Here is a 25,516-nt window from a genome sequence, read left to right on the forward strand (position 1 = left end):
TGAGCTTCAGCGGCTGCATGATCGACACCGGCGGGGTGGCGGCGTCGGCCAGGCCGTACAGGGTGCCGGAGCCGACCCTGGTCACCGGGCGGATGACCGAGCCCACGTTCACGACCAGGGTGCCGCCACTCGCGGGGGTGCCGCTCCACCGCTGGTTGGCCTGCCCGTTGCAGGTCCACAGGATGACCGAGGTGCCGTTGGCCGTGCCCGCCAGGTTCACATCCAGGCACAGATTGGACTGCAGGCCGGTGATGGAGCCGTCGGCGTTCTGCCGCCACTTCTGGTTGTTCTGCCCGTTACAGGTCCAGATGATCACCTGGGTGCCGGGTGAGGTCTGGTTGTTGTAGGCGTCCAGGCAGCGCGTACCGTTGAACGTCCGCAGCTCGCCTGCCGCCGTGAACTCGAACGCCTGGTTGGCCTGGCCGTTGCAGTCCCAGATGTTCAGCGGCGTGCCCTGGGCGTTGTTGTTGCCCGCGACGTCCAGGCAGCGTCCGGAGGAGGCGCTGACCAGTGGCGCGGGCGCGGCCCAGGCCGGCGTGGCCCAGGTGATCGCGGAGGCCAGGAGGGTCACGAGCGCCGTCGCCACGCTCGTGACCACGGCCCCCGGCGATCGTCGCCGAACCGGTAAACGGACGGATGAATCGTGCATGGTGATGTCTCCTCGGGTGGAGAGGGGGCGGTCGCGCCCTGCGGGCCTCGATGGTCGGGAGAGGCCGGGTGTGTTATCGGTAACATCAGGATTTAGAACCTCTGTGGCACCCTGTCAATCCTCGCCACCGGCAACCGCAGGTCCGATCCGTCACTCCCAGGCGTTAGCGCTGTTCACAGCTGCCAGGAAGGAATGAAAGATGCATCAGCTGCCGACGACGGCGGGTGTTATCGCAAACACTCAAGAAACCTGATCGGAACAGCGGCGCTTGACACACCCGCGCCGTCTCGCCGAATCTCGCAGGAACAGGTGTCGCGACCTCGGCGGCCAACAGGGGCTGTGCGGGCTGAAACGTCGACTCTTCACGAAGGGATGACGTGGATGCACCCCATGCTGCGACGGCTGGACGACCTCGCCGCCCACCTGGCCACCCGCGGTGACGCTCTCGCCGTCCTCGGCCTCGGCTCGGCCGGGCTGGAGCACGACCGCCTCGACGAACACTCCGACCTGGACTTCTTCGTCATCGTCGAGGACGACGCGAAACCCCGCTACCTGGAGTCCATCGACTGGTTACAGGCGCCCTGCCCGGTGGCCTACAGCTTCGTCAACGACCGCAACGGCCGCAAGGCGCTCTACGCCGACGGAATCTTCGTCGAATACGCCGTCTTCACCCTCGCGGAACTGCCCCGGATCCCCTTCCAGGGCGCCCGCGTCGTCTGGCGCCGCGACGACGCCCCCGCCACCCTCGCGGCCTCCGGCACCCCACCCACCGCCCCGTCCGACGACACGATCGAGTTCCACCTCAACGAGGCCCTCACCAACCTCTACGTCGGCCTCCACCGCGACCTCCGCGGCGAACGCCTGACCGCCTCCCGCTTCATCCAGTCCTTCGCCATCGACCGAATAATCGCCCTCCTCCGCCTCACCTCCCCCCAGACACACCACCGCCGCGACCCATTCGAGCCAACCCGCCGCGTGGAACAGGCGTACACCCCAGCCGAACTCCCGCTGGCCGAGATGATCCCCGGCTACGAACACAACAGACAGGCCGCCACAACCACCCTCACCTGGCTGGAAAAACACTTCCCCGTCGACCCCGTGATCGCCGCCGCCATCCGCCAACTTCTGTAGCGGTCACCCGGCCGAAGCGGCGGCTGCTCGTTCCATGAGGAGGGTGCGTTCGCGGGTTGTGGGGGCCAGGGCGGCCGCGCGTTCCAGTTCCTCGGCTGCCTCGGTGTGGCGGCCCAGGCGGAGGAGGATGTCGCCGCGCACCGCGCCGAGGAGGTGGTAGCGGGCCATCCGGGGGTCGTTGCGGATGGTGTCGATTGCCTGGAGGGCGGTTTGGGGGCCGTCCGCATGGAGGAGGGCGACCGCGCGGTTGAGGTCGACGATGGGCGAGGGGGCGAGCTGGGCGAGGGCGTCGTAGAGGGCGACGATGGCCTCCCAGTCGGTGTCCTCGAAGCGACGGGCGCGGGCGTGGCAGGCGGCGATGGCCGCCTGCACCGTGTACGGCCCGAGCGGCTTGCCCATGCGCCTGGCCCGGGCGAGGGCGGCCAGGCCATGGGCGCTCAGCGTACGGTCCCAGCGCGAACGGTCCTGGTCCTGGAGCAGGACGGGCTCGCCGTCCGGGCCGGTCCGGGCACGGAACCGGGACGCCTGGATCTCCATCAGCGCCACCAGCCCGTGCACCTCGGGCTCACGCGGCATCAGACCGGCGAGGATACGGCCGAAGCGCATGGCGTCCTGCGCCAGATCCCAGCGGACCCACTCCTCGCTGGACGTGCCCGCGTACCCCTCGTTGAAGATGAGGTAGACGACCTCCAGCACAGCGGACAGGCGGGCGGGCAGTTCCTCGTCCCTGGGCACCTCGAAGGGCACCTGCGCCTCGGCCAGGGTGCGTTTGGCCCGGCTGATGCGCTGGCCCATGGTGGCGGAGGGCACCAGGAACGCGCGGGCGATCTCCTCGGTGGTGAGCCCGCAGACCAGGCGCAGCGCCAGGGCCGCGCGTGACTCCCGGGACAGGACCGGGTGGCAGGCGACGAAGACCAGGGACAGCAGTTCCGCGTCGCCGGCCTCCGGACCAGGGGCCCGGAGGTCGGCGGCCACCTCGGCGTACTTCTCGTCCCGCATGCGCTCGCGGCGGATCAGGTCGATCGCGCGGCGTTTGGCCGTGGTGGTCAGCCAGGCGCCGGGATTGTCGGGGATGCCTTGTCGCGGCCACTGTTCCAGCGCGCTCGCGAACGCCTCCTGCGCGATCTCCTCGGCCAGTCCGACGTCCTGGATCACCCGGGCCAGGAAGGCCACCAGGCGCGCGGACTCCATCCGCCACACCGCTTCGACCGTACGCCGCGCGTCCATCGCAGCCTCAGCCCTGCGCGCTCAGGTGCGCGAAGTCCGCCTCCTCGTAGTACGGGCGAATCTCCAGGATCTCCCGCGTCCCGGCCGGGTCGTGGGGGCACTGCCGGGCCCACTCGACGGCCTCTTCCATCGAGCTGACCTGCCAGATCCAGTAGCCGGCGATGATCTCCTTGGACTCGGTGAACGGGCCGTCCACGACCGAGGTGGTGCCGCCCTCGAAGACGACCTGGGCGCCCGCGGAGCTCGGCTTGAGGCCCTCGCCGTCGAGCATGATGCCCGCTTTGAGCAACTTCTCGTTGTAGGCCCCCATGATCGCCATCATCTCCGGATTCGGGGCGACCTTGTCCTCGCTCGCGCCGTCGACCTTGATCGTGACCATGACCTTCATGTTGTCTCCTTCTTCGGCGGGCCCGCCCGGCCATTCTGTCCGAGCGGGCGTTGTCATCTGGACGTCGAACGGGGGAGCGGCGTTTTCTACATGCCTTGGTCGGAGAAAATGGAACGCAGGTCAGGCCAGTGCCGGGCCGCGCAGAGCACCGGTGGCCGGTCCAGCGGCGCGGGGAGGGTGAGGGTCCTGCCTCCTTCCAGGGTGGTTTCCGTCCATACGTCGACCCACTGCCCGGCGGGCAGATAAGCCTCGATCTGGCTGGCGCCGGGCTCGGTGACGGGGATGACGAGCAACGCGTCGCCGAGTTTGTACTGCAGGGGGTGCGCCCAGATGTTCGGATCGTCGGGATAGTCGAAGAACAGTCCGCGCATCAGGGGCGCTCCGCCGCGCACGGCCTTCGCCGCCTCTCCCTCCAGGTACGGCACGAGCCGCTCCCGCACCCGCACGAAGCGCCGGAACACCGGCACGACGGCGGCGTCGCCGGTCCGCTCGGAGATGTTCCAGGGCGTGCGGTCGCGCAGCGGCCTGCGGTGGTGGTTGAACTCCGAGTGGTACTGCATGATCGGCATGAACGCCGAGGTGCCCGCGGCGCGCAGGTAGAGCTCGGCGGTGGGGATCTCGCCGGAGAATCCGGCCAGGTCCCACCCCCAGTAGACGATCCCGCAGGCCGAGGCGGTGATCCCGGCCCGGATCGAGGAGCGGAACGCATCCCAGGTGGAGTCCTCGTCGCCCGCCCAGAAGGCGCCGTGCGGCTGCGATCCGGCGAACCCCGCCCGGCTGAAGGTGACGGGCGCCTTCCCGCAGGAGCGCAGCAGGTCGCCGAAGGCCCGCGCGTAGTGGACCGGGAACCGGTTGTTGCCGTCGGCGCCCCGGGTGCCGTCGGCGTAGCGCAGGTCGTGGCCCCAGGCGTGCTCGCCGCCGTCGGTCTTGAACCCGTCGATCCCGATCTCCTCGACCAGGTAACGCCGCTTGGCCGTCCACCAGTCGCGTACCTCGGTCGAGGACAGGTCGGGCATCAGCGCGAGCGGGAACCACCACCCCCGGTTCCGGTACGGCCTGCCGTCGGCTTCCCGCACGCCGTACCCGTGCTCGACCAGTTGGCGGGCGTCCACGGCGGCCTGGTGGCGCGGGTGGGGGCGCATCTTCTGGAGCGGAATCTGCCACAGCAGCACCTTGACGCCGCGCTCGTGCAGTTCGTCGACCATGCCTTTGGGGTCAGGCCAGGGGCCGTCGGCCGGGAAGGTGTAGTCGCCCAGCCGGTGTGGCTCCTCCGACGGCGTGTACTCGGCGCCGCGGAAGGCGGTGAAGGTGGTCTCGTCGCTCCAGGCCTCGATGACCAGGGCGCCGACCGGGATGTCGAGGTCGCGGTGCCGGTCCAGCTCGGCCATCACCCGCTGCTGGGTGTTCCACTCGTTGCCGCTGGCCCACAGCCGGAACACCCAGCCCGGCAGCTCGACGGGCCTGCCGACCTCGTCGAGGAAGGCGTTGAGGATCTCGGCGGGGGTCCCGTCGTACAGGCGGAGGTCGAGTTCCGCCTCCGGCCCGACCTCGGCCTCGATTCGCAGGCGGTCCCCGAGGCGGTACCAGGTGCGCCGCGAGGTGGCCAGGTGCAGCCCCCAGGCCCGTGGCCCGCCGACGACCAGGGCGAACGGCATGGGCAGGTAGGTGCGGCCGTGTTCGCCCTGCGCCTTGTACTGCTCGAAGACCACCGCGTCGAGTTCGCGCCCACGCTGGTCGACCGCGTCGAACCGCTCCCCGAACCCGACCACGTGCTCCTCGGGCAGCAGCGCGAGCTCGAACCGGACGCGCAGGACCCCCTCCCCGTCGGCGAGCCAGCGAACGCTTCCTGGCACCACCCGGTCCACGCCCGACACGGTGAACTTCCCGCCGGTCTCGCCCCAGGTGGCCGCCGTCACCTTGAACCACCTGCCGGCACGGCCTCCGCCGGCGAAACGGTAGGCGTAACGGTGGCCGGCGCGTAGAACCGGGCTGCGCACCTGCCAGGATCCCGCGGCCGCGCGGGCGGCCTTGGCCTGGGCGGCGGCGAGGTGCCCGCCGTCGGCCGGCCCCGCCTCGGCCTCATCACGGGCGGGGACAAGAGGCAGCAGGATCGGCGGATCGTCGTCCTCGACCCACTCGCAGACCACCGATTCGACGGCAGTCGAAGCGCGGACCCGCAGTTCCACGCTCTCCCCATCGAGCGGCAGCGCCGGTACGCGCTGGTCCTCGGTGGTGGCGTAGGGATGCCCGCTGCCGAACGGCCGGTGGCGGATCATGACATGACTCCAAGTTCGTCGGCGAGGATCAGATACATGCCGTGGGACCACAGCAGCGGAGTCGCGACCGGTCCCCAGCGTTCCAGCCATTCGCCCAGCCGGTCGGGTGCGAGCAGCACGTCGGACACCTGTTCCGGCAGTTCCCCCGCCGGGGTCGCCTGCGCGGCCATCCAGTCCAGGTGCCGCAGCGCCTCCTCGCGCCGCCCCGCCGCCGCGTGGTTCAGGCCCAGCAGGCCGGCGAGCAGGATCCACCTGCCCCCGCCGTAGAAGGTGTCGGCCAGGTAGCGGTGCACGCCGTACCCGCGGGCGAGCTGGTCCTGGACGGCGGCCACGGTCGCGGTCGCCACCGGGTGCCCGGGCGGGTACAGGCCGAACGGGTACACGCAGGCCAGCAGGCTCGCGTCCACGGCATCGCCGGGCACCTCGGCGGTGTGGAAGACGGCGGGAGCGGTGGCCGGATCCGCTGTGGGACGGCCGTCGTCCAGCCATTTGCGCAGATGTCCGGCGGGGGCCACGCCGTAGCCGGCGACCAGGGCCGTGACCCCGGCCACCGCCACCTGCGCGGCGTGCGCGTCCGCCCGGTCGAGCACGCCGAGCGCGAGCGCGGCACGCAGCCCGGCGTGGATCGCGCCGAGCGTCGAGACGTGCCGCCGGTCGACGTGCTCCTCCCACCAGTCGTAGCAGGGCCGGTCCCAGAACCGGGACAGATACCGCACCGCCACCGCCACGGCGGGGCCGGGAACGGGAGCGCCGTGGCGGACGGCGTGCCGCTCCAGCGCCCACAGCCAGATGCCGTAGCCGTCCAGCTGGTGGTCCCACCACTGGTCGGCCCCGTCCGCACCGTCGAGGGTGAAGCGGGTCGGCAGCATGTCGGCCAGGGCGAGCTCCTGCCCGGCGTCCGCGCGGGCGATCAGGGCGTCCACCTGCGCGGCGCGAACGCCGATCACCTCCGCGCACCAGGCGTGGAAGGCGGTCGCGCTGTCCGCCTGGCCCGCGCGGCTCATGCCTTCGGCGATGAAGGCGCCGTCGCGCAGCCAGGCGTAGCCGCGGTAGGCGGAGAAGGTGGGCGAAGCCGGGTAGGCCCCCGAGGGCGACTGATGCGTGCTGATCAGCTCGATGCTGCGCGAGACGAGCAGGGCCCGCGTCAGCTCGCTTCCTACGGTCACTTCGTCAGATCTCCTGTTGCTCTCAGCCGAGCAGCGCGTCGACCTTGGCGGCGGCGTCCGCCAGGGCCTGCTCGACTGTCTTGCGGCCCGCGGCGGCGCTGGTCAGCTCCTGGGTCACCGCGTCCTGCATCTCCTGCTGCCGCTTGATGACCGGGGGCAGCGCGATCGCGTTCAGCGAGTCGAAGACCGCCTGCCGGTTGGCGGGCTTGGGGTCCTTGAGGTACCCGGCGAGGACCGCCTGGTCGGAGACGGGCGGGAGCTCCCAGGAAGACTGGATGCGCGTGGTGGCCGCCACCGGGGAGGAGCTCAGGAACTTGGCCCAGGCGTAGGCCTGCTTGCCGACCTTGGTGGTGGCCGACGCGGCGACCGCGTTGTGGAAGACGGCGCTGGCCTTCGAGGTGTCGCCGGGCTCGACCACGATGTCCCAGTTGAACGGCACGTCCTTGAGCCCGGCGAACTGCCAGATGCCGTTGTGCCACATGGCGAGCTTGCCGGACTTGAAGAGGTTGGTGTCGTAGTCGGCGGTGCCGCCGATCTCCGCCTCGGTCGGCATGGTCTTGCCGACCTTGGAGACCAGCCAGGTGGTGGCCTTGATCCCGGCGGGGCTGTTGAACGCGGTCTTGGTGCCGTCGGCGGTCAGGAACTCCCCGCCCGCCTGCTTGAGCGTCTTGTAGAACTCGAAGAACTGCACCGGCTGGAAGTCGCCGTACACCCCGGCCTTCTTGTCGGTGAGCTTCTCGGCGGCGGCCTGCTCCTCGGCCCAGGTCCAGTCGGCGGTCGGGGCGGGGATGCCCGCCTTGTCGAACAGGTCCTTGTTGTACAGGAGCACCACGGTGGAGAAGGAGGCCGGCAGGGCGAACTGCTTGCCGTCGTGCTTGAAGGCGTTCAGCGACTCGGCGGCCAGGCCCGCGGCGGGCTCGTCACCGGCGACCGAACCCAGGTCCAGCAGCGAACCGGCGGAGGCGTAGGTGACGAAGTTCTCGTAGTTCAGCTCGAAGGTGTCCGGGGCGGTGCCCCCGGCGAGGCTGGTCTGCAGCTTGGTGAAGTACTGGTCGTAGGGGGCCGTCTCGACGACCACGTCGACGTCCGGGTTCTCCTTCTCGAACGCCGCGACGATCGTGTCGAGATCCTTCACGTGGTCGGGGGCGGCGGAGAAGGTGAAGTAGCGGACCGTCACCTTGCCGCTCTCGGCGGACGGGGCCTTGGTGGCCGAGCCCTGGGCGCAGGCCGTGGCGAGCAACGCGGTGGCCAGGACGGCGGCGGCGAACCTCTTGGCCGGGAGTTCTTTGGGCATGGGGGTGTTCCTTTTGCTGGTTACTTGAGCCCGGACTGGGCGACGGAGGCGATGACCTGCTTCTGGGCGATGAGGTAGAGGACGATGATCGGCAGCACGCTGACCACCGACCCGGCCATCACGACGTTCCACTCGGTGGTGAAGCGGCCGTGCAGTTCGGCCAGGCCCAGCGGGAGCGTCATGAACTCGGGCGACTTGATGATCACCAGCGGCCACAGGTAGCTGTTCCAACTGGCCATGAAGGCGAAGATGGCGAACGTGGCGAGGGCGGGCCGAATCAACGGCACCACAATGAAGACAAAAATCCGGAAATGTCCGGCACCGTCGAGTACGGCGGCCTCGTCGAACTCCTTCGGCACCTGGGCGATGGCCTGCCGCAGCAGGAACACCCCGAACGCGGAGGCGACCGTGGGCGCCAGCACCGCGAAGTAGGTGTCGATCAGGTTGACGGTGCGCATCTCGATGAACAGCGGCACGATCAGCACCTGGAGCGGCACCATCAGCGTGGCCAGGTAGACCGCGAACAGCGCGCCCCGCCCGGGGAAGGGCAGCCGGGCGAAGGCGTAGGCGGCCATCGCGCTGGTGACCAGCTGCAGGATCGTGGACGCCACGCCGATCCACAGGCTGTTGAGCAGGATCCGCCAGAACGGCATCGTGTCCAGCAGCCGGCGGTACGCATCCAGGTTGGCGCCGTCGGGCGTGAAGTCCGGCGGGGTGGCCAGCACCGAACCGGCGGGCGTGATCGAGGTGATCACCATCCAGGCGAACGGGAACAGCATCACCAGCGCGCCCAGGACCAGCAGAACCCGTCTAGCCATAGTTCACCCACCGGCGCTGCGCGCGGATCTGGACCAGGGTCACCAGCAGGACGACCGCGAACAGCAGCCAGGACAGCGCCGAGGCGGCGCCCGCCCTGCCGTACCTGAAGGTGAGGTTGTAGATCTGCTCGACGACCACCTGCGTGCTCCCGGCGGGGCCGCCGCCGGTCATCACGTGCACCTGGTCGAAGACCTGGAAGCCGTTGATCAGGGAGATCACGATGACGAAGAACGTCGAGGGGGACAGCAGCGGCAGCGTGATCGACCGGAACCGCTGCCAGGCCGAGGCGCCGTCCACGCGGGCCGCCTCGTGGTACTCCTTCGGGATGGCCTGCAGCCCGGCGAGCAGGATGATCATGACGAAGCCGAGATCCTTCCAGGCCGAGGCGAGGATGATCGACGGCATCGCCCACGACGGGTCGGTCCACCAGCCGGGACCCTCGACGCCGAGCAGGCCCAGCGTCCAGTTGACGATCCCGGCCGCCGGGTTGAGCAGCCACTTCCACATCAGCGCCACCACCACCCAGCTGGTGACCACGGGCAGGAAGTAGACCGCGCGCAGCACGTCGCGCCCGCGCATCGCCCGGTTGAGCGCCATCGCCAGGCCGAGTCCGCCCGCGTACACCAGGGGGAGGTATCCAGCGATGAAGTACAGGGTGTGCAGGAACGCCGCGTGCGTCTCGGGGTCGGCCAGCAGCGTCAGGTAGTTGTCCAGGCCCACCCAGCGCATGGGGGTGATCAGGTCCCACTCGTGCAGGCTGGTCCACAGCGAACCGGCCATCGGGACCAGCGTGAACAGCGTCAGCGGGATCGCGCTGGGCAGCAGGAACACCGCCACGGTCAGGGCGTGGCGCCATCGCCGGCCGCGGGGTCGCGGCACCGGCGAGCCCTGGGACCGCCGGCCCTGCCGGGTCGCGGTGAGCGTCATGGCGCCGTTCCGATCAGGCGGGCGCGGACCAGGCGGCCCTGCTCGCCCGCCGCGCCCGCCGCGTCGAACGGCGTGGCCAGCACCAGCGCCGCCGCGCCCTGCGCCCAGCCGGTCTCGTCCCAGGACTCCACCTCGATCGGGATGTCCTTGCGGCCCGGCATCAGCTGGGCGCGGACCGCCCGGTCGAATCCGGCCTGCCAGAACGGCCAGTGCGCCACGCCCTCGCCGAGCACCACCACGACCTCGGGGTCGATCACGTTGATCAGCCCGGCCGCGGCCCGGCCGAGGATGGCGCCGGCCTGGTGGAAGACGTCCAGCGCCCGCCGATCCCCGTTCCCCGCGGCCTCGCCGAGGGCGTTCACGTCGGGGCAGTCGAGCCCGGCGGCCCCGGCGGCGGCCACCAGACCGTCCGCGCCGACGAAGGCCTCCAGGCATCCCCGCGCGCCGCACCCGCAGGCCGGGCCGTCCGCGCCCACCGGGACATGGCCGAACTCGCCGGCCCCGCCCCGCGCTCCCCGGTAGACCCGGCCGTCGGAGACGATCGCCGCGCCGACGCCGCGCCCGATGGTCAGCACCAGGAAGTCCCGGTGCGTGCGCCCCCGGCCGTACAGGCGCTCGGCCGCCGCCAGCGCGTTGACGTCGTTCTCCACCAGCACCGGGAGCCGCAGGCGGCGGCGGAGCCGCTCGCCGACCGGCATGGCGGGCCACCGCAGGGTGGGCGCGTTGACCGTGCCGACCGCCTGGTCGTCCACGCTGCCCGGCACGCCGACCCCGACCCCGAGCAGCGGCGGGTGGTCCTGCTCGGCCCGGGAGGTGACCTGCTCCACCGCGTCGGCCAGCTCGTCGAGCGCGCTCAGGGAGGCCGGGTCGAAGGAGCGTTCCCAGCAGCCGAGCACCTCGCCGTCCAGCCGCACCTCGACGATGACCAGATGGTCGGCGGTCACCTTCACCCCGACCGCCCGGCCCGCGCTGCCCACCAGCCCGAGCCGCTGCGCCGGGCGCCCGCCCCTGGACGGCCGCAGGTCAAGCTCTTCGAGCATCCCCGCGGCGATCAGCGCGCGGGTCAGCTGGGTGACGGTGGCGGGGCTGAGGTCCAGCTCCCGCGCGATCTCGGTACGGCTGAGCGGGCCCACCGTACCCAGCAGGGCGAGGATGGCTGTCCTGGTCAGGTCGCCGCGATCTGTGGCTGGCATGAACCGACTTTCTTCATCAATAAAGTTAGTGATGAAGAATATGAGGACCACGGATCCCCGCTGTCAAGAGTCCGAAACCCATCCGTAACCCAGGAGCGCGGCGGAAGGTCCCCCTTTTGGGGGAGGAGGGGTTGGGTTCTGGGGGTTACTCTGCGGTTGTGGGGCTCAGGCGCCGGATGGCCGCTTCGTATGTGCTGGTTACGGCGGCGGCGGTGCTGGTGGTCGAAACCGTGCTGCTCGGTGTGTACGTGCCGACGATCATCAGCGACTCCGATCTGAGGAATCGCGTCCAGGAGCTGGCCAACCGGGACGCGAAGGTGCTCAGCCTCGCTGTCAGCACCGTCGACGACGCCGCTCCCGGCACCGGATCCTTACTCGACACGGCACAGCGGGCGGCACGGGATGACCTCTCACTCGGGGGCTCCGAAGGGGGGCAGCGCGAGGTGGTGCCGATCGCCTTCACCGAGGGCGAAGCTAAGAACCAGCCTGTCGAGGTTCTGACGGATGCCGGCGGGGTCGTCGTCACCAGTTCCGCCTTGGGGTCGTATCCGAGGGGCGGGCGGTTGGACGTGCGGCTGCTTCCGGGCGGCGGGGGGACCACGAAGACGCGGACGGGGGCGGTGTCGTGGTGGTCCAGTCCGGTTCTGGTCCAGCCGAGGGATCCACAGGACCGGTCCAAGACGATCGTCGGATATGTCTACGTCCAGGCGCCCGTCGGCTACGCGGGGGCGTCGCCGGACCATGTACGCAACCTGCTCACGTCCGGCGCCCTGATCCTGCTGCTGGTCATCCCGGTGGGCCTGGTGTTCGGGCTGCTGAGCACCCGACGCCTGATCGGCCGGGTCCGGCACCTGGCGAGCATCACCGGCCGGGTCGCCCGGGGCGACTTCCGGCCCAGGGTCCGGGTGACGGCGGGGGACGAGGTCGGGCAGCTGGAGGAGTCGTTCAACCGCATGACCGAGCGGCTGGAGTCGGCCTTGACCGCCGAGCGGATGGCGGGGCAGGTGGAGGCCCGGCAGGCGGAGCGGGTGCGAATCGCCCGCGAGCTGCATGACTCGATCTCCCAGGACCTGTTCTCGCTGAGCCTGCTGGCGGCGGGGATGCGGCGGGCCGCGCCGGACGGGCTCCAGCGGGAGGCGGAGGCGATGGAGCGGACGGCGACCCGGGCGATGCGGGAGATGCAGGCACTGCTGCTGGAGTTGCGGCCGGTCGCGCTGGAGGATGCCGGGCTGCTGCCCGCGATCGAGGAACTCTGCCGGGCGTACGAGGCCAGGCTGGGCCTGCGGGTGCAGGCCAGGCTGGAAGAGGTCCCGCTGGGCCCGGCCACCGAGCACGCGGTGCTGCGCCTGGTCCAGGAGGCGCTCGGCAACGCGGTCAAGCACGCCGATCCCAGCCTGGTGGAGGTGCGGCTCTGCCTGGCGGGGGAGGCCGCCCGGGTGGAGATCCGCGACGACGGCACGGGCTTCGACCCGTCGGCGGCGGCCGTCAACCACGGGATGGGGTTGCGGCTCATGCGGGAACGCGTCGAGGAACTGGGCGGCACCTTCGAACTCGACTCGGCGCCCGGCCGGGGGACGACGGTCGCCGCGCTGGTGCCCGCATGATCAGCGTGCTGATCGTGGACGACCACGACGTGGTGCGCCAGGGCCTGCGTTTCGTGCTCGGCCAGGAGGACGACATCGAGGTGGTCGGCGAGTGCGCGGACGGAGCCCGGGTGCTGGCCGCGATTGCGGCGCTCCGGCCGGACGTGGTGCTGCTCGACATGGTCATGCCGGGCAAGGACGGTCTGGCCGTACTCAGGGAACTGGGCGCGGAGCCCGAGGGGCCCGCCGTGATCGTGCTGGCCTCGCTGGTCGAGGACGAGCAGGTGATCGAGGCCATCCGGTTGGGCGCGCTGTCCTACCTGGCCAAGACCACGGCGGTGGACCGGGTGGTGGCGGCGGTGCGGGCCGCCGCCGTGGGGGACAGCGTGCTGGAGCCCGGCACGGCGGCTCTGCTCGTCCAGCGCGTACGGCGGAACCGCCGCAGGAACCCGATCGACCTGCTGACCCCGCGTGAGCTCCAGGTGCTCACCGAGATCACCCGGGGCCGCGCCAACGCCGAGATCGCCCGCGCGCTGGGCATGGGCCGGGAGACGGTCAAGACCCACGTGTCGAGCGTGCTGGCCAAGCTCGGCCTGGCGGATCGCACCCAGGCGGCCATCTTCGGGTTGCAGCAGGGCCTCGTCCGGCTGGACGAGGCCCTCGACACGTAGCTCAGCTTGAGCGCAGGGCCACGGTCGGCGCCAGGCGGGCGGCGCGCAACGCGGGGTACAGGCCCGCGATCCCCCCGACGACCACCGCGACCAGCGGCCCGCCCCAGAGGGTTTCCACCGGGATCAGGACGGCCCAGCCCTGCAGCCGCGCCACGCTCACCGTGGCCAGGCTGCCCGCCAGCACACCCGCGGCCCCGCCCAACGCGCCGAGCAGCAGGGATTCGGCCAGGAACTGCCCCGCCACCTGCCGCCGGGTCGCGCCGAGCGCCCGCCGCAGCCCGATCTCGCCGCGCCGTTCCAGCACCGAGACGACCATGATGTTGCCGATCCCGATACCGCCCACGAGCAGCGCGATCGCGCCCAGGCCGAGGAACAGCACGGCCGCCGACTCGGCCACCGCGATGCGCGCCGTGAGCGCGTCGGAGGGCCGGGTCACTTCCACCTGGTCGGGACTGGCCGGGTTCGCGGTCGCGCTGAGCAGCTCCGCCACCTCGCTCACGCGGTCCTGCTGGGCGCGTACGTACAGGAGGCTCGGCTGGCCTAGGTACCCGAACACGGACGAGGCGGCGGGAAAGCCGATCAGGGCTGAGCTGTCCATTTCCGGGGCGAACGGGAACGGGTCGAGAATGCCCGCGACGGTGAACCACCGCCCGCCGAGCCATACCCGGGTGCCGGGGTCGACGGCGGCGATGCCGAGCGCGACGGCGGCGTCGTGGCCGAGCACGGTGACCGGGTAGGCGGCGGTGGCCGCGTCCAGGAACCGGCCCTGCCTTATCCGGCCGTCGAGGGCGGCCGGCAGGGAGACGTCGACGGCGCGCACGGCCAGGCCGCCGGTCTGCCCGGCGGGCACCAGCTGGTTGCGGTACACGCTCTTGCCGGCCAGCATCGCGGTCGGCGCCACGGCGAGCACCCCGTCGACCCGCCGCAGCATGCCGGTCGCCGAGGCGGGCAACTCCCGTTCCGCGCCGGAGAAGCCGGCGCCGCCGGAGACGGTGAGCAGATTGGTGCCGAGCCGGTCGATCTGGGCGAGCAGGGCCGACTGGCTGGACCGGGTGACCCCGGCCACGGCGACGATCGCGGCGATGCCGATCGCGATGCCGAGGCCGGACAGCACCGCCCGGGCTCGGCGCGTGCGCAGGCCCAGGGCGCCGGTGGCCAGCAGGTCCACGGCCCGCACGCGGGAGGCGGGGGTCACGGGACCACCTTCCCGTCGCGGAGTTCGATCCGGCGCGTGCAGGCGGCCGCCACGTCCGGATCGTGGGTGACGATCACCAGCGTGGTTCCCCGGCCGTTGAGCTCACGCAGGAGTTCGATGATCTCCGCGCTGTTGCCGGAGTCCAGGTTGCCGGTCGGCTCGTCGGCGAAGACGATCGCGGGGTCGCCCACCAGGGCGCGGGCGATGGCGACCCGCTGGCGTTCCCCGCCGGACAGCCACCCGGCGCGGTGGCCCGCCCGGTGGGCCAGGCCGACCCTGTCCAGCGCGAGCGCCGCCCGTCGCCGCCGGATCCTGCCCGGCACCGCCCGGTAGAGCAGGCCGGCGGCGACGTTCTCCAGCGCCGTCAGGGCGTCCAGCAGGAAGAACTGCTGGAAGACCACGCCGACGTGGTGGGCGCGCAGGCCCGCCAGACCGGCGTCGCCCAACTCGTGCACGGCGTGCCCGGCCAGCCGTACCGAACCGGAGGTGGGCCGGTCGAGGGCGGCCATGAGGTGGAGCAGCGTGGACTTGCCCGATCCCGAGGGCCCGAGGATCGCCGTCATCTCGCCCGCTTCGACGGTCAGGCCGATGCCCCGCACCGATTCCACCGGCGGCCGTCCCGGGTAGATCTTCCACACGTCGCGCAGTTCCAGGACGCCGCTCATTGGGTGGGAACCTCCACGCGGGTGCCCTCGGCCACGCCGGTGACCTCGACCAGGCCCGTCGTCTCGTCGAACAGGCCGACCTCGACGGGGACCAGGCCCGCGGGGGTGGTGACGGCGAACTTCCCGCCGGGCCGGGCCAGCAGGGCGACGATGGGTACGGCGAGCACGTCCTTCCGCTCTTCCGTGGTGAGGGCGATCTGCACCAGCGCCTGGTCGAGCGTGCGCCGCGGTTTGCCGGAGAGCCGGATGGCGACGGGCACCGTGGACCGCGCGTCCGGGCCCGTGGTGGTGGTCGCCACCGGGCTGACCCTCGCGACCCGGCCGTTCTTCCGGCCGCCATCGGGCAGGGTGACGACCACCCGGTCGCCCGCCCGCACGCCGGGGGCCTGGGCGGGGTCGAGCTGTACCGAGACGATCGGGGTGGTGCCGGTGCCGTGCAGCACCGGTCCCGCGGTGGCGGCGCCGAGGGTCGTGTCGTAGCCGGTGACCCGGAGGGCTTCGGGGAGGAACACGACCTGGCCCAGGGGGACGCTGCCGGTGACGGGCAGGCGCGCGTCGCGCTGCCAAGCCCGTACGGCGTGGTACGTCGCGAGCGAGAAGTGCCGGTCCACCGTGATCCCGGTGTGGCCGAGCGCGCGCAGGTTGGCCTCCAGTTGCTGGACATCCGGGCCATCGGGCACCCCGAGCGCGAGCGTGCGCCAGGCCGGGCGGGAGCCGTACAGCAGGGGGACCCGTCGGCCGTCGGCCTCGTAGAGGGCCTGGCCCCGCTTGATCGTGGCGCCGATGGCGGGCAGCCGGGTGATCCGGGCGCCCGTGCCGAGCACCCGGTAGTCGCCCTCGTACGCGAGGGTGCCGTTGACCTGCTGCCGCTGGGCGATGTCGGTACGGATCACCTCGGCAGTGGATGTGGCCACCGGCGGGGCCGGCGCGGCCGGGGGATCGGTGCGCAGGACCGCCCAGGCCCCGCCCGCGACCGCCAGCACCAGGACCCCGGCCAGGGCCATGATCGTGCGGCTCATCCGCCGGCGCCAGACGCCGGCACGATCGCCAGGCCCCTGCCCACGAAGTACTGCCGGCACGCGGGCATCTGGTCACGCCACCCGCGCTTGCCCAGGTCCATCAGGCGTTTGGGCAACGGGAACTCGCCATCCGCGTTGGGGTCGGGCCAGTCGGGGATGCCGTTGTCCCGGAAGCATTGGGCGAGCTTTCTGAGCTGGGCCAGCTCGGCGGCGGTGTACTGGGCCCGTTCCTGCCCCGGCAGCCGGTCCGCGATGGCCTTGCAGGCCGTCAGGGCCGCCGCGGGAACCTCCTGGTCGGTGTTCACCTCGATCTTCCCGTCCGCCCCCACGACAGGGTCGGGGAAGTTGGGCGCGCCGTGCTGCCGGATGCACGCGGTGAGCTCCCGGTACACCGCGAGCTCCGACGAGGGACTCGGGCTGCCCGCCGTGCCGGGCGGCCCGGCGGCCCCGCACGCGGTCAGCAGCGGCAGGGCCAGCAACAGCCCCGCCCGGTGCATACTCCTCATTGAACGACCTCCGCGACAGTGGATTCCTTCACCTTCGCGGCGGCTCCCACCTGGCACATCGCGCCCGGGTGGGCCAGGTGATCCCCCGTTCGGGGGAGCCGGGAAAAACTTCTCGGCGGGGATGTAGAGGATCCGCTGACGGCTCCGACTCAGGGATGTACCAACCGCCCACGGCAAACGGAGAGCGTCATGCGGAAGATCATCTACTGGATTCACACCTCCATCGACGGCTTCATCACCGGCCCCGGCGGGGCCTTCGACTGGCCGGTCATGGGGCCGGAACTCTCCGCGTACTCCACGGAGCTCGACGACCGGGCCGACACGTTCCTGTACGGCAGGATCGTGTTCCAGGGCATGGCGAGCTACTGGCCCACCGCCGACCAGGTGTCGGACCACCCGCACGACCTCAAGTTCGCCGAGGTCTGGCGGCGCACCCCGAAGATCGTCGTCTCCAACACGCTGAAAGAGGCCGAGTGGGCCACGCGCGTGATCAACGGGACCGCGCTGGCCGAGGAGATCACCGCGCTCAAGCGCGAGCCCGGCAAGGACCTCCTGCTCACCGGCGGCAACGGCCTGGCGGTCAGCCTGACCGAACTCGGCCTGGTCGACGAGTACCACATCGCCGTCCACCCGGTCCTGCTCACCGGCGGCACCCCGCTCATGAGCACCCTCAAGGACCGGGTCACCTTCCGGCTCCTGGAGACCCGCACGCTGGACGGCGCGGTGGTCGTCCACCGCTACGAGCGGTCCGGTGGCTAGAGTCTCGAGACGGGTCAGAAGACGGGCAATGTCGTGATCAGGATCGAGCACCCGGCCGCGCCGGAGAGCCAGGGGTAGCCCTCACAGCGGCATACCGTCCATCGTTGGTAGGGTCTGCTACCAGGTGAGCCGGGAAGCCTGGTCGGCGACGTTATCAGCGATCTTCGAAGGCGGAGTCATGCGTGCTCGCGATCTTCTCGTCGACTTCCCCACCGTCAGCCTGGACACCCCCATCCTGGAGGCGGCGCGGCTGCTGGCCGCGCGGCACCTGCCGGGGCTGATCGTCCTGAACCTGGTGGGAGCGCCCCTCACCATACTGCCGGGCACCCAGGTGCTCCGCCTGGCCGTCCCCGGCTACTGCCAGGAGGATCCGGCCCTGGCCCGCGTCATCGACGAGGCGCATGCCGATCGGATCTTCAGCGATCTGGCGGGCAGGACCGTCCGTGACGCCCTGCCCGCCGAACGCCGCGAGCTGCCCATCACCGACCCGGGTGCGACGGTGCTGGAGATCGCGGCGCTGATGGCGCGGACGCGCAGCCCGCTGGTCGCGGTGGTGGAAGGCGGGCGGCTGCTGGGCGCGGTCACCCTGCAGGGGCTGCTGGAGAGGGTCACCGCCGCGTGAGCGTGCTTGCCTGGCTGACGGTCGCGATCTTCCTCGGCGCGTACGCGCTGATCGCCACCGAGCGCATCCACCGGGTGGCCGCCGCGCTGGGCGGCGCCGGGCTGATGCTCCTGATCCGCGCCACCGACGCCGGGTCGGCCTTCTTCTCCGAGGAGACCGGGGTCGACTGGAACGTCGTGCTGCTGCTGCTCGGCATGATGGTCATCGTCGGGGTGCTCAAGCGGACCGGTGTGTTCGAGTACCTGGCGATCTGGGCCGCCAAGCGGGCGCGGGGCAGGCCGTACCGGCTGATGGTGCTGCTGGTGGTGATTACGGCGGTCGCCTCGGCGATGCTCGACAACGTCACCACCGTGCTGCTCGTCGCGCCGGTCACCTTCCTGGTGTGCGAGCGGCTGGCGCTGCCCGTGGTGCCGTACCTGATCGCGGAGGCGATGGCCTCCAACATCGGCGGCACGGCCACCCTGGTCGGCGATCCGCCGAACATCATCATCGCCAGCCGGGGCGGGCTCACCTTCAACGACTTCCTGGTGCACATGGCGCCCATGGTGGTCGTGCTGGTGGTGGCCTTCCTCTGGCTCTGCCGGCTGCTGTTCCGCAAGGTGTTCGTCTACGATCCCGAGCGGGCGGCGGAGATCATGCGCCTGGACGAGCGGGAGGCCATTACCGACCGGCTCCTGCTCTGGCAGAGCATGGGCGTGCTGGTCCTGGTCATGGCCGCCTTCGTGCTGCATCCCGTGCTCCACTACGAGCCCTCGGTGGTGGCAATCCTGGGGGCGGGCATCCTGGTCGCGGCCACCAAGGTGACCACCGAGCAGGCCCTGCAGGAGGTGGAGTGGGAGACGCTGGCGTTCTTCATGGGCCTGTTCGTCATGGTCGGCTCGCTGGTCGAGACCGGCGTCATCGGGAAGGTCTCCCAGCTGGCCGTGGAGGCCACCGCCGGTCACCTGGGGCTGACCGTGGGGGTGCTGCTCTGGGCCTCGGCCGGGCTGTCGGCCATCGTGGACAACATCCCGTACGTGGCGACGATGAGCCCCATCGTGTCCGAGCTGGTCACCGCCAACGGGGGCGCAGAACACGGCCAGGTGCTCTGGTGGGCGCTGGCGTTCGGCGCCGACCTGGGCGGCAACGCCACCGCGGTGGGCGCGGCGGCCAACGTGGTGGTGCTGGGCATCGCCGCCCGCAACGGCCACCCGATCAGCTTCTGGCAGTTCACCAGGTACGGACTGGTCGTCACGCTGGTCACGGTCGCCCTGGTGACGCCGTACCTGTGGCTGCGCTACCTGATGTGAGGGGCCGTTCGCCCTTCCGGTAAAGGGCCTTTGGCGGTGTTTCCGGTTGCGCTCGGAGTCGTACCTTCGGGAGAGGGTATAACGCTGGTCGCCGGATATGTCCGGCTTCCCCCGACCTGCGGCAGAGGGGGATGCCATGGACACTGCGGTGGCGGATTCGCTGGATCCGCTGATCGCCGAGTTGCGCTCGCGCGGGTTCGCCGTGGTCGGGCCGACCGTCCGGGACAGGGCCATCCGGTTCGCCGAGATCACCGGCGCCGCCGAGCTGCCCGCGGGCCAGGGGGACGAGCAGGACCCCGGCCACTATCGCGTGGTCGAGCGGGACGACGAGCTGATGTTCGGGTTCGCCGCGAGCCCCGACTCGGCCAAGCGCTACACCCAGCCGCCCCGGCAGGCGCTGTTCCGGATGCGCGAGGGCACGGTGGAAGAGGCCGAGCAGGAGGCGCCGCGCGTGGCCCTGCTGGGGGTGCGAGCCTGCGACCTGGCGGCCATCGCCGTCCAGGACCGGGTCTTCCTGGGCAGGCATCCCGACCCGGCCTACCGGAAGCGGCGCGAGGCGCTGTTCCTGGTCGCGGTGAACTGCGCGGTGCCCGGCGGCACCTGCTTCTGCGTCTCCATGGGCACCGGGCCGAAGGCCACCGCCGGGTTCGACCTGGCGCTCACCGAGCTGACCGAGCCGCACCGGTTCCTGGTCGAGACCGGGAGCGAGCGGGGCGCGGACGTCCTCGCGGGGATCCCGCACCGCCCGGCGAGCGCGGCGGACGTCGCCGCCGCCGAGGAGGTCTCGCGGGTCGCCGCCACCCGGATGGGCCGCGAGGTCGACACCGAGAACATCCAGGAAAGCCTGGCCGCCGCGCACGACTCGCCCCGCTGGGCCGAGGTCGCCGGCCGCTGCCTGGCCTGCACCAACTGCACGATGGCCTGCCCCACCTGCTTCTGCACCACCGTCGAGGACGCCACCGACTTCACCGGGAGCCTCGCCGAGCGCACCGAGGTGTGGGACTCCTGCTTCACGCTCGCCTACTCCGAGGTCGGCGGCTCTCCCGTACGCGGCTCGGGGCCCGCCCGCTACCGGCAATGGCTCACCCACAAGTTCTCCACCTGGTACGACCAGTTCGGCGTGTCCGGCTGCGTGGGCTGCGGCCGGTGCATCACCTGGTGCCCGACCGGTATCGACGTCACCGAGGAACTGCGATGCATCCGATGACGCCGGCGCCGTACCGGGTGAGCTCGCGCCGGGTGGACCGGGCCGACACCGTGACCCTGACCCTGAGGCCGATGGGCGGCCCGTGCCCGCCGTTCCGGCCTGGGCAGTTCACGATGATCTACGCTCCGGGCGTCGGCGAGATCCCGGTTTCGATCAGCGGCCGGGCTCGGGCCGGGGGATACGCCCAGACGATCCGCGCGGTGGGCGCGGTCAGCCGCGCGCTCTGCCAGACCCGCCGCGGCGACGTCGTGGGCGTTCGCGGACCCTACGGCACGGCCTGGGATGTGCAGGCGGCGGCCGGGCTGGACGTGGTGGTGGCCGCGGGTGGACTCGGCCTGGCGGCGCTGCGGCCGGTCATCCGCGAGCTGGCCGCGCACGGCTCCCGGTACGGGCGGATCAGCCTGATCGTCGGCACCCGCACCCCCGCCACCCTGATCTACCATCGCGAGCTGGCCCGCTGGCGCGACGTGCACGGCATCGACGTGCAGGTGACCGTGGACCACCCCGACCACGCCTGGAAAGGCCCCGTCGGGCTGGTGACCAGGCTGCTCGACCGCATCGTCTTCGAACCCCGGCGGACCTTCGCCTTCGTCTGCGGCCCCGAGGCCATGATGCGCGCGGTCGCCGACGACCTGGTCCGCCGGGGCGTCGCCGCCGGACGGGTGCTGCTCTCGGTGGAGCGCAACATGAAGTGCGGGGTCGGACGCTGCGGTCACTGCCAGCTCGGACCGCTGTTCACCTGCCTGGACGGCCCCGTGCTCAGCTACGCGCGGGCGGCCGGGCTGCTGGCCGTGCCGGAGCTGTGATGGCCGGCCCCGCCTCGCGCCGTCCGAAGCTGGCCGTGTGGAAGTTCGCGTCCTGCGACGGCTGCCAGCTGACCCTGCTGGACTGCGAGGACGAGCTGCCGGCCGTGGCGGGCGCGGTGGATATCGCGCACTTCACCGAGGCGTCCAGCGCCGACGGGCCGGGGCCGTACGATCTGTCGCTGGTGGAGGGTTCCATCACCACCCCGGACGACCTGCGCCGCATCCAGCACGTGCGGCGGGTGTCCAAACGCCTGGTGACGATCGGGGCCTGCGCCACCGCGGGCGGCATCCAGGCGCTGCGCGACTTCGCCGACGTGCGCGAGTACGCCTCCGTGGTCTACGCCCGGCCCGAGTACGTCGCCACGCTGGCGCGCTCCACTCCGATCTCGGCCCACGTGCCGGTGGACTTCGAGCTGCGCGGCTGCCCGATCGACAAGCGGCAGCTGCTGGAGGTCATCGCGGCCTTCCTGGCCGGGCGGCGGCCCTGCGTGCCCGCGCACAGCGTGTGCGTGGAGTGCAAGGCCAGGGGCAACGTCTGCGTCCTGGTCGCGCACGGCACCCCCTGCCTCGGACCGGTCACCCAGGCCGGGTGCGGGGCCCTGTGCCCGGCGTTCAACCGGGGCTGCTACGGCTGCTTCGGCCCGATGGAGAGCCCCAACGCGCGGGCGCTCAACGCGCGGCTGCGCGAGCTCGGGATGAGCACCCCCGAACTGGTCCGGATCTACCGGACCTTCAACGCGACCGAGGAGCCGTTCCGGCAGGCGGCCGAGCAGGCCGAACAGTCCGAGGAGGCCGATGGATGACCCACAAGTCGATCAGGATCGGTGGTCTGGCCCGCGTCGAGGGCCAGGGTTCCCTGCTGGTACGGGCCAGGGCCGGCCAGATCACCGGTCTGGAGCTGAACATCTACGAGCCGCCCCGGTTCTTCGAGGCGCTGCTGCGCGGCAGGGCCCACACCGAACCGCCCGACATCACCGCGCGCATCTGCGGGATCTGCCCGGTGGCGTACCAGATGAGCGCCTGCCAGGCGATCGAGGCGGCCTGCGGGGTGGAGGTCACCGGGCCGCTGCGGGACCTGCGGCTGCTCATGTACTACGGGGAGTGGATCGAGTCGCACGCCCTGCACATCTACCTGCTGCACGCCCCCGACTTCCTCGGCTACGACAGCGGTGTGGCCATGGCGGCCGACCACCGCCCCCACCTGGAGCGCGGCCTGGCGCTGAAGAAGGCGGGCAACGAGGTGGTGGCCACTCTCGGCGGCCGGGCCATCCACCCGGTGAACGTGCGGGTGGGCGGCTTCCACCGGGTGCCCGCCCGGGCCGAGCTGGCCCCGCTCGCGGAGCGGCTGCGCCGGGCGCTGGACCAGGCGCTGGCCACGGTGGAATGGGTGGCCGGCTTCGAGGCGCCCGAAGTGGAGCACGGCTACCGGTTCCTGGCGCTGCGCCATCCGCAGGAGTACGCGATCCTGTCCGGCTCGGTCGCGGTCAGCGATGGCACCGAGTTTTCGGCGGCCGACTGGCCCGTCCACGTGGTGGAGGAGCAGGTGCCGCACTCCACGGCCCTGCACGCGCGGCTCGACGGAGCCACCGGTTACCTGGTGGGCGCGCTGGCGCGCTACGCGCTCAACGGGGCGCTGCTCAATCCCGTGGCGCGTTCGGCGGCCGAGGCGGCCGGGCTCCCGCCGGTGTGCCGCAATCCCTTTCGCAGCATCGTGGTCCGGGCCGTGGAGATCGTGCACGCCTGCGCCGAGGCGCTGCGCGTCATCGAGGGGTACGCCGAGCCGGACGTCCCGTATGTACCGGTCGAGCCCCGCGCGGGGGTGGGGCACGGGATCTCGGAGGCCCCGCGCGGCACGCTCTACCACCGCTACCGCCTGGACGGGGCGGGGCTGGTCGCGGAGGCCGCCATCGTGCCGCCCACCTCGCAGAACCAGGCCCGCATCGAGATGGACCTGCGCGATCTCATCCAGCCCCGCCTGGGCCTGCCGGAGGCGGAGCTGGCGGCGCTCTGCGAGCGCGCGGTGCGCAACCACGACCCCTGCATCTCCTGCGCCGCCCACTTCCTCGACCTTCACCTGGACCGGTGAGCGTGTCCAGTGTGGTCATCGGGATCGGCAACGACCTGCGCGGGGACGACGCGGCCGGGCTGGCGGCGGCCCGCCGGCTGCGCGGCGCGCTCCCGGACGGGGTGCGGCTGATCGAGAGCGGGGGCGACCTGGCCGGGCTGATCGAGGCGTGGTCGGGCGCGGACCTCGCGGTCGTGATCGACACGGTGGTCTCCGGCGCGCCGGCGGGCACCGTGCGCCGGCACACCCCACTGGCGACCCCGGCGGAGATCCCGTGGCCCTCCCTGACCGCCCGGCATGGCAGCTCCCACGCGCTGGGCGTGGCCGACGCGATCGCGCTCGGCCGGGCACTCGGCCGACTGCCGCGGGAACTCGTGCTGTACACCGTCGAGGCCGCCGACCTCGGCCTCGGCGCGCCGCTCACCCCCGCGGTACGGCGGGGCGTGGCCCGGATCGCCGTAGCCGTGGCCCAACTCCTGCGCGACCAGAAAAATCACCCATTCGGGTGAAAAATCCCCAAGTTTGCAGGGAATGGAACCGGGAGAACGAACTCGGAGGCGGTGTCGATGAGACCGTGGGCGCAGATCAAGGAAACGCACACCGCTGCTGTGATCTTTCTCGGTGACCGCGTTTTCAAGATCAAGAAGCCGGTGGATCTCGGCTTCCTGGACTTCACCACGCTCCAGGCCCGGCGTACCGGCTGCCAGGAGGAGGTGGCGCTCAACCGGCGGCTCGCCCCCGACGTCTACGAGGGCGTCGCCGACGTGGTCGGCCCGGACGGCCAGGTCTGCGACCACCTGGTGGTGATGCGGCGCATGCCGGACGACCGCCGCCTCGCCGAACTGGTCCACTCAGGAAAACCGGTCGAGGAACACCTGCGCCGCATCGCCCGCCTGCTCGCCAACATGCACGCCCACTCCCCGCACCGTCCGGAGATCGACGAACAGGGCGGACGGCAGGCGCTGCGCGCCCGGTGGACGGCGAGCTTCGACCAGGTACGCGCGCTCCCCGGCGCGCTGGACAAGGACGTCCTCGACGAGATCGAACGCCTGGTGCTCCGATTCCTGGACGGCCGCGAGTCCCTGTTCGAGCTCCGCGTCGAGGAGGGCCGCATCGTGGACGGCCACGGCGACCTGCTGGCCGAGGACGTCTTCTGCCTGGAGGACGGCCCCCGGATCCTGGACTGCCTGGAGTTCGACGAGCGGCTGCGCTTCGTGGACGGCCTGGACGACGCGGCCTTCCTGGCCATGGACCTGGAGCGGCTGGGCGCGCCCCGGCTGTCGGAGCTGTTCCTCGGCTGGTACGCCGAGTTCTCCGGCGACTTCGCCCCGCCCGCGCTCTGGCACCACTACCTCGCCTACCGGGCCTTCGTCCGCGCCAAGGTCGCCTGCCTGCGGCAGCGGCAGGGGGACCCCGGCGCCGGCGGGCAGGCCCGTGAGCTCGCCGACCTCACCCTGCGCCACCTGCGGGCCGGCGCGGTCACGCTGGTCCTGGTCGGTGGCCCGCCCGGCACCGGCAAGTCGACGCTGGCCGCCGAACTCGCCGACCGGCTGGGCTACGTGCTGCTGAGCAGCGACCGGACCAGGAAGGAGCTGGCCGGCCTCGCCCCGGAGGAGTCCGCGGCCGCGCCCTTCGAGGAGGGCGTGTACAGCAGGGAGTGGACCGAGCGCACCTACGCCGAGCTGCTGGCCAGGGCCGAGCTGCTGTGCGGGCACGGCGAGCCGGTCATCCTCGACGCGTCCTGGACCGACCCCGCCCACCGGGCGGCCGCCGAACGGCTCGCCGAGCGCGCCCGCGCCGACCTGGTGGCCCTGCGGTGCACCGCGCCGCCGCAGGTCGTGGCCGAGCGCCTGGCCCGCCGTACGGGCGGGGTCTCCGACGCCGACCAGGCGGTCGCCACGGCCATGGCGGCGCGGACGGCGCCCTGGCAGGGCGGGGTCGAGATCGACACCGGCGCGTGCCCGCCGCGGCCGGTGGAACGGGCGCTGGCGGCGGTCCACGCCCGCTGGGCCACGGCTCCCCGGCGGTTCCGGCGCCCTCAGATGGAGCCGGGCTGATT

25 protein-coding genes are annotated in these 25,516 nt (G+C 71.8%); 12 read left to right on the forward strand and 13 right to left on the reverse strand.

The annotated features are described in order from the left end of the window. The coding region (locus KIP79_RS39560; protein ID WP_308170127.1) for an RICIN domain-containing protein at positions 1-586 on the reverse strand (586 nt) is incomplete at its 3' end. A 444-nt stretch (positions 587-1,030) separates the two neighbouring features. Here KIP79_RS39560 and KIP79_RS39565 point away from each other — a divergent pair. Then, a complete protein-coding gene (locus KIP79_RS39565; RefSeq protein ID WP_214110154.1) occupies positions 1,031-1,780 on the forward strand; it encodes a hypothetical protein in 750 nt (249 codons plus the stop codon). Between the two features lie 3 nt (positions 1,781-1,783). Here KIP79_RS39565 and KIP79_RS39570 read toward each other — a convergent pair whose 3' ends face one another. The 8 genes from KIP79_RS39570 to KIP79_RS39605 form a co-directional block, all read right to left on the reverse strand. Further along, entirely contained in the window at positions 1,784-3,007 is a 1,224-nt protein-coding gene (locus tag KIP79_RS39570) for an RNA polymerase sigma factor (protein WP_214110155.1), read from the reverse strand. A 7-nt stretch (positions 3,008-3,014) separates the two neighbouring features. Further along, on the reverse strand, positions 3,015-3,395 hold the full coding sequence (locus tag KIP79_RS39575) for a YciI family protein (RefSeq protein ID WP_214110156.1): 381 nt from the start codon (positions 3,393-3,395) through the stop codon (positions 3,015-3,017). Positions 3,396-3,481: 86 nt separating this feature from the next. Continuing rightward, complete coding sequence (locus KIP79_RS39580) at positions 3,482-5,671, reverse strand: glycoside hydrolase family 31 protein (protein WP_214110157.1); 2,190 nt, start codon at positions 5,669-5,671, stop codon at positions 3,482-3,484. Next, positions 5,668-6,837 (reverse strand): glycoside hydrolase family 15 protein, encoded by a 1,170-nt coding sequence (locus KIP79_RS39585; protein ID WP_214110158.1) that lies wholly within the window; start codon positions 6,835-6,837, stop codon positions 5,668-5,670. Before KIP79_RS39585 ends, KIP79_RS39580 begins: the two co-directional genes overlap by 4 nt. A gap of 22 nt (positions 6,838-6,859) precedes the next feature. Then, a complete protein-coding gene (locus KIP79_RS39590; protein ID WP_214110159.1) occupies positions 6,860-8,131 on the reverse strand; it encodes an ABC transporter substrate-binding protein in 1,272 nt (423 codons plus the stop codon). A gap of 20 nt (positions 8,132-8,151) precedes the next feature. Then, complete coding sequence (locus KIP79_RS39595) at positions 8,152-8,949, reverse strand: carbohydrate ABC transporter permease (RefSeq protein ID WP_214110160.1); 798 nt, start codon at positions 8,947-8,949, stop codon at positions 8,152-8,154. Continuing rightward, on the reverse strand, positions 8,942-9,877 hold the full coding sequence (locus KIP79_RS39600) for a carbohydrate ABC transporter permease (RefSeq protein WP_214110161.1): 936 nt from the start codon (positions 9,875-9,877) through the stop codon (positions 8,942-8,944). The genes KIP79_RS39595 and KIP79_RS39600 overlap by 8 nt, the downstream gene beginning before the upstream one ends. After that, positions 9,874-11,070: an ROK family transcriptional regulator gene (locus tag KIP79_RS39605; RefSeq protein ID WP_214110162.1), complete on the reverse strand. Its 1,197-nt coding sequence runs from the start codon at positions 11,068-11,070 to the stop codon at positions 9,874-9,876. Before KIP79_RS39605 ends, KIP79_RS39600 begins: the two co-directional genes overlap by 4 nt. 176 nt (positions 11,071-11,246) lie before the next feature. Here KIP79_RS39605 and KIP79_RS39610 point away from each other — a divergent pair, with 176 nt between their 5' ends. Both KIP79_RS39610 and KIP79_RS39615 read left to right on the forward strand, forming a co-directional pair. Continuing rightward, entirely contained in the window at positions 11,247-12,674 is a 1,428-nt protein-coding gene (locus tag KIP79_RS39610; RefSeq protein WP_214110163.1) for a sensor histidine kinase, read from the forward strand. Continuing rightward, positions 12,671-13,324: a response regulator transcription factor gene (locus KIP79_RS39615; protein ID WP_214110164.1), complete on the forward strand. Its 654-nt coding sequence runs from the start codon at positions 12,671-12,673 to the stop codon at positions 13,322-13,324. The genes KIP79_RS39610 and KIP79_RS39615 overlap by 4 nt, the downstream gene beginning before the upstream one ends. A 1-nt stretch (position 13,325) precedes the next feature. On the opposite strand, the gene KIP79_RS39620 is transcribed toward KIP79_RS39615, so the two are convergent. Genes KIP79_RS39620 through KIP79_RS39635 form a run of 4 tightly spaced genes read right to left on the reverse strand, consistent with a single transcriptional unit; the run spans position 13,326 to position 16,709 of the window. Further along, positions 13,326-14,519 (reverse strand): ABC transporter permease, encoded by a 1,194-nt coding sequence (locus tag KIP79_RS39620; RefSeq protein WP_214110165.1) that lies wholly within the window; start codon positions 14,517-14,519, stop codon positions 13,326-13,328. Then, complete coding sequence (locus KIP79_RS39625; RefSeq protein WP_214110166.1) at positions 14,516-15,184, reverse strand: ABC transporter ATP-binding protein; 669 nt, start codon at positions 15,182-15,184, stop codon at positions 14,516-14,518. Before KIP79_RS39625 ends, KIP79_RS39620 begins: the two co-directional genes overlap by 4 nt. Then, entirely contained in the window at positions 15,181-16,203 is a 1,023-nt protein-coding gene (locus KIP79_RS39630; protein WP_214110167.1) for a peptidoglycan-binding domain-containing protein, read from the reverse strand. The genes KIP79_RS39625 and KIP79_RS39630 overlap by 4 nt, the downstream gene beginning before the upstream one ends. After that, entirely contained in the window at positions 16,200-16,709 is a 510-nt protein-coding gene (locus KIP79_RS39635; RefSeq protein ID WP_214110168.1) for a hypothetical protein, read from the reverse strand. The genes KIP79_RS39630 and KIP79_RS39635 overlap by 4 nt, the downstream gene beginning before the upstream one ends. Before the next feature lie 189 nt (positions 16,710-16,898). Here KIP79_RS39635 and KIP79_RS39640 point away from each other — a divergent pair, with 189 nt between their 5' ends. The 9 genes from KIP79_RS39640 (at position 16,899) to KIP79_RS39680 (ending at position 25,514) form a co-directional block, all read left to right on the forward strand. Beyond that, positions 16,899-17,468 carry a dihydrofolate reductase family protein gene (locus KIP79_RS39640; RefSeq protein WP_214110169.1) on the forward strand — a complete coding sequence of 190 codons (570 nt, stop codon included), beginning with the start codon at positions 16,899-16,901 and terminating at the stop codon, positions 17,466-17,468. A gap of 178 nt (positions 17,469-17,646) precedes the next feature. Continuing rightward, positions 17,647-18,090 (forward strand): CBS domain-containing protein, encoded by a 444-nt coding sequence (locus tag KIP79_RS39645; protein ID WP_214110170.1) that lies wholly within the window; start codon positions 17,647-17,649, stop codon positions 18,088-18,090. Then, a complete protein-coding gene (locus KIP79_RS39650; RefSeq protein ID WP_214110171.1) occupies positions 18,087-19,379 on the forward strand; it encodes an ArsB/NhaD family transporter in 1,293 nt (430 codons plus the stop codon). Before KIP79_RS39645 ends, KIP79_RS39650 begins: the two co-directional genes overlap by 4 nt. Before the next feature lie 136 nt (positions 19,380-19,515). Further along, positions 19,516-20,586: a 4Fe-4S dicluster domain-containing protein gene (locus KIP79_RS39655; protein ID WP_214110172.1), complete on the forward strand. Its 1,071-nt coding sequence runs from the start codon at positions 19,516-19,518 to the stop codon at positions 20,584-20,586. Further along, positions 20,574-21,392, forward strand: coding sequence for an FAD/NAD(P)-binding protein (locus KIP79_RS39660; RefSeq protein WP_214110173.1), 819 nt, complete (start codon positions 20,574-20,576; stop codon positions 21,390-21,392). Before KIP79_RS39655 ends, KIP79_RS39660 begins: the two co-directional genes overlap by 13 nt. After that, positions 21,392-22,195 (forward strand): NADH-quinone oxidoreductase subunit B family protein, encoded by an 804-nt coding sequence (locus KIP79_RS39665; RefSeq protein ID WP_214110174.1) that lies wholly within the window; start codon positions 21,392-21,394, stop codon positions 22,193-22,195. The genes KIP79_RS39660 and KIP79_RS39665 overlap by 1 nt, the downstream gene beginning before the upstream one ends. After that, positions 22,192-23,478: a Ni/Fe hydrogenase subunit alpha gene (locus KIP79_RS39670; RefSeq protein WP_214110175.1), complete on the forward strand. Its 1,287-nt coding sequence runs from the start codon at positions 22,192-22,194 to the stop codon at positions 23,476-23,478. The genes KIP79_RS39665 and KIP79_RS39670 overlap by 4 nt, the downstream gene beginning before the upstream one ends. After that, a complete protein-coding gene (locus tag KIP79_RS39675) occupies positions 23,475-23,966 on the forward strand; it encodes a hydrogenase maturation protease (protein ID WP_308170130.1) in 492 nt (163 codons plus the stop codon). The genes KIP79_RS39670 and KIP79_RS39675 overlap by 4 nt, the downstream gene beginning before the upstream one ends. Before the next feature lie 57 nt (positions 23,967-24,023). After that, a complete protein-coding gene (locus KIP79_RS39680) occupies positions 24,024-25,514 on the forward strand; it encodes a bifunctional aminoglycoside phosphotransferase/ATP-binding protein (RefSeq protein ID WP_214110176.1) in 1,491 nt (496 codons plus the stop codon). Positions 25,515-25,516 lie beyond the last annotated feature (2 nt).

The organism is Acrocarpospora catenulata (assembly GCF_018476525.1).
GTDB lineage: Bacteria > Actinomycetota > Actinomycetes > Streptosporangiales > Streptosporangiaceae > Acrocarpospora > Acrocarpospora catenulata.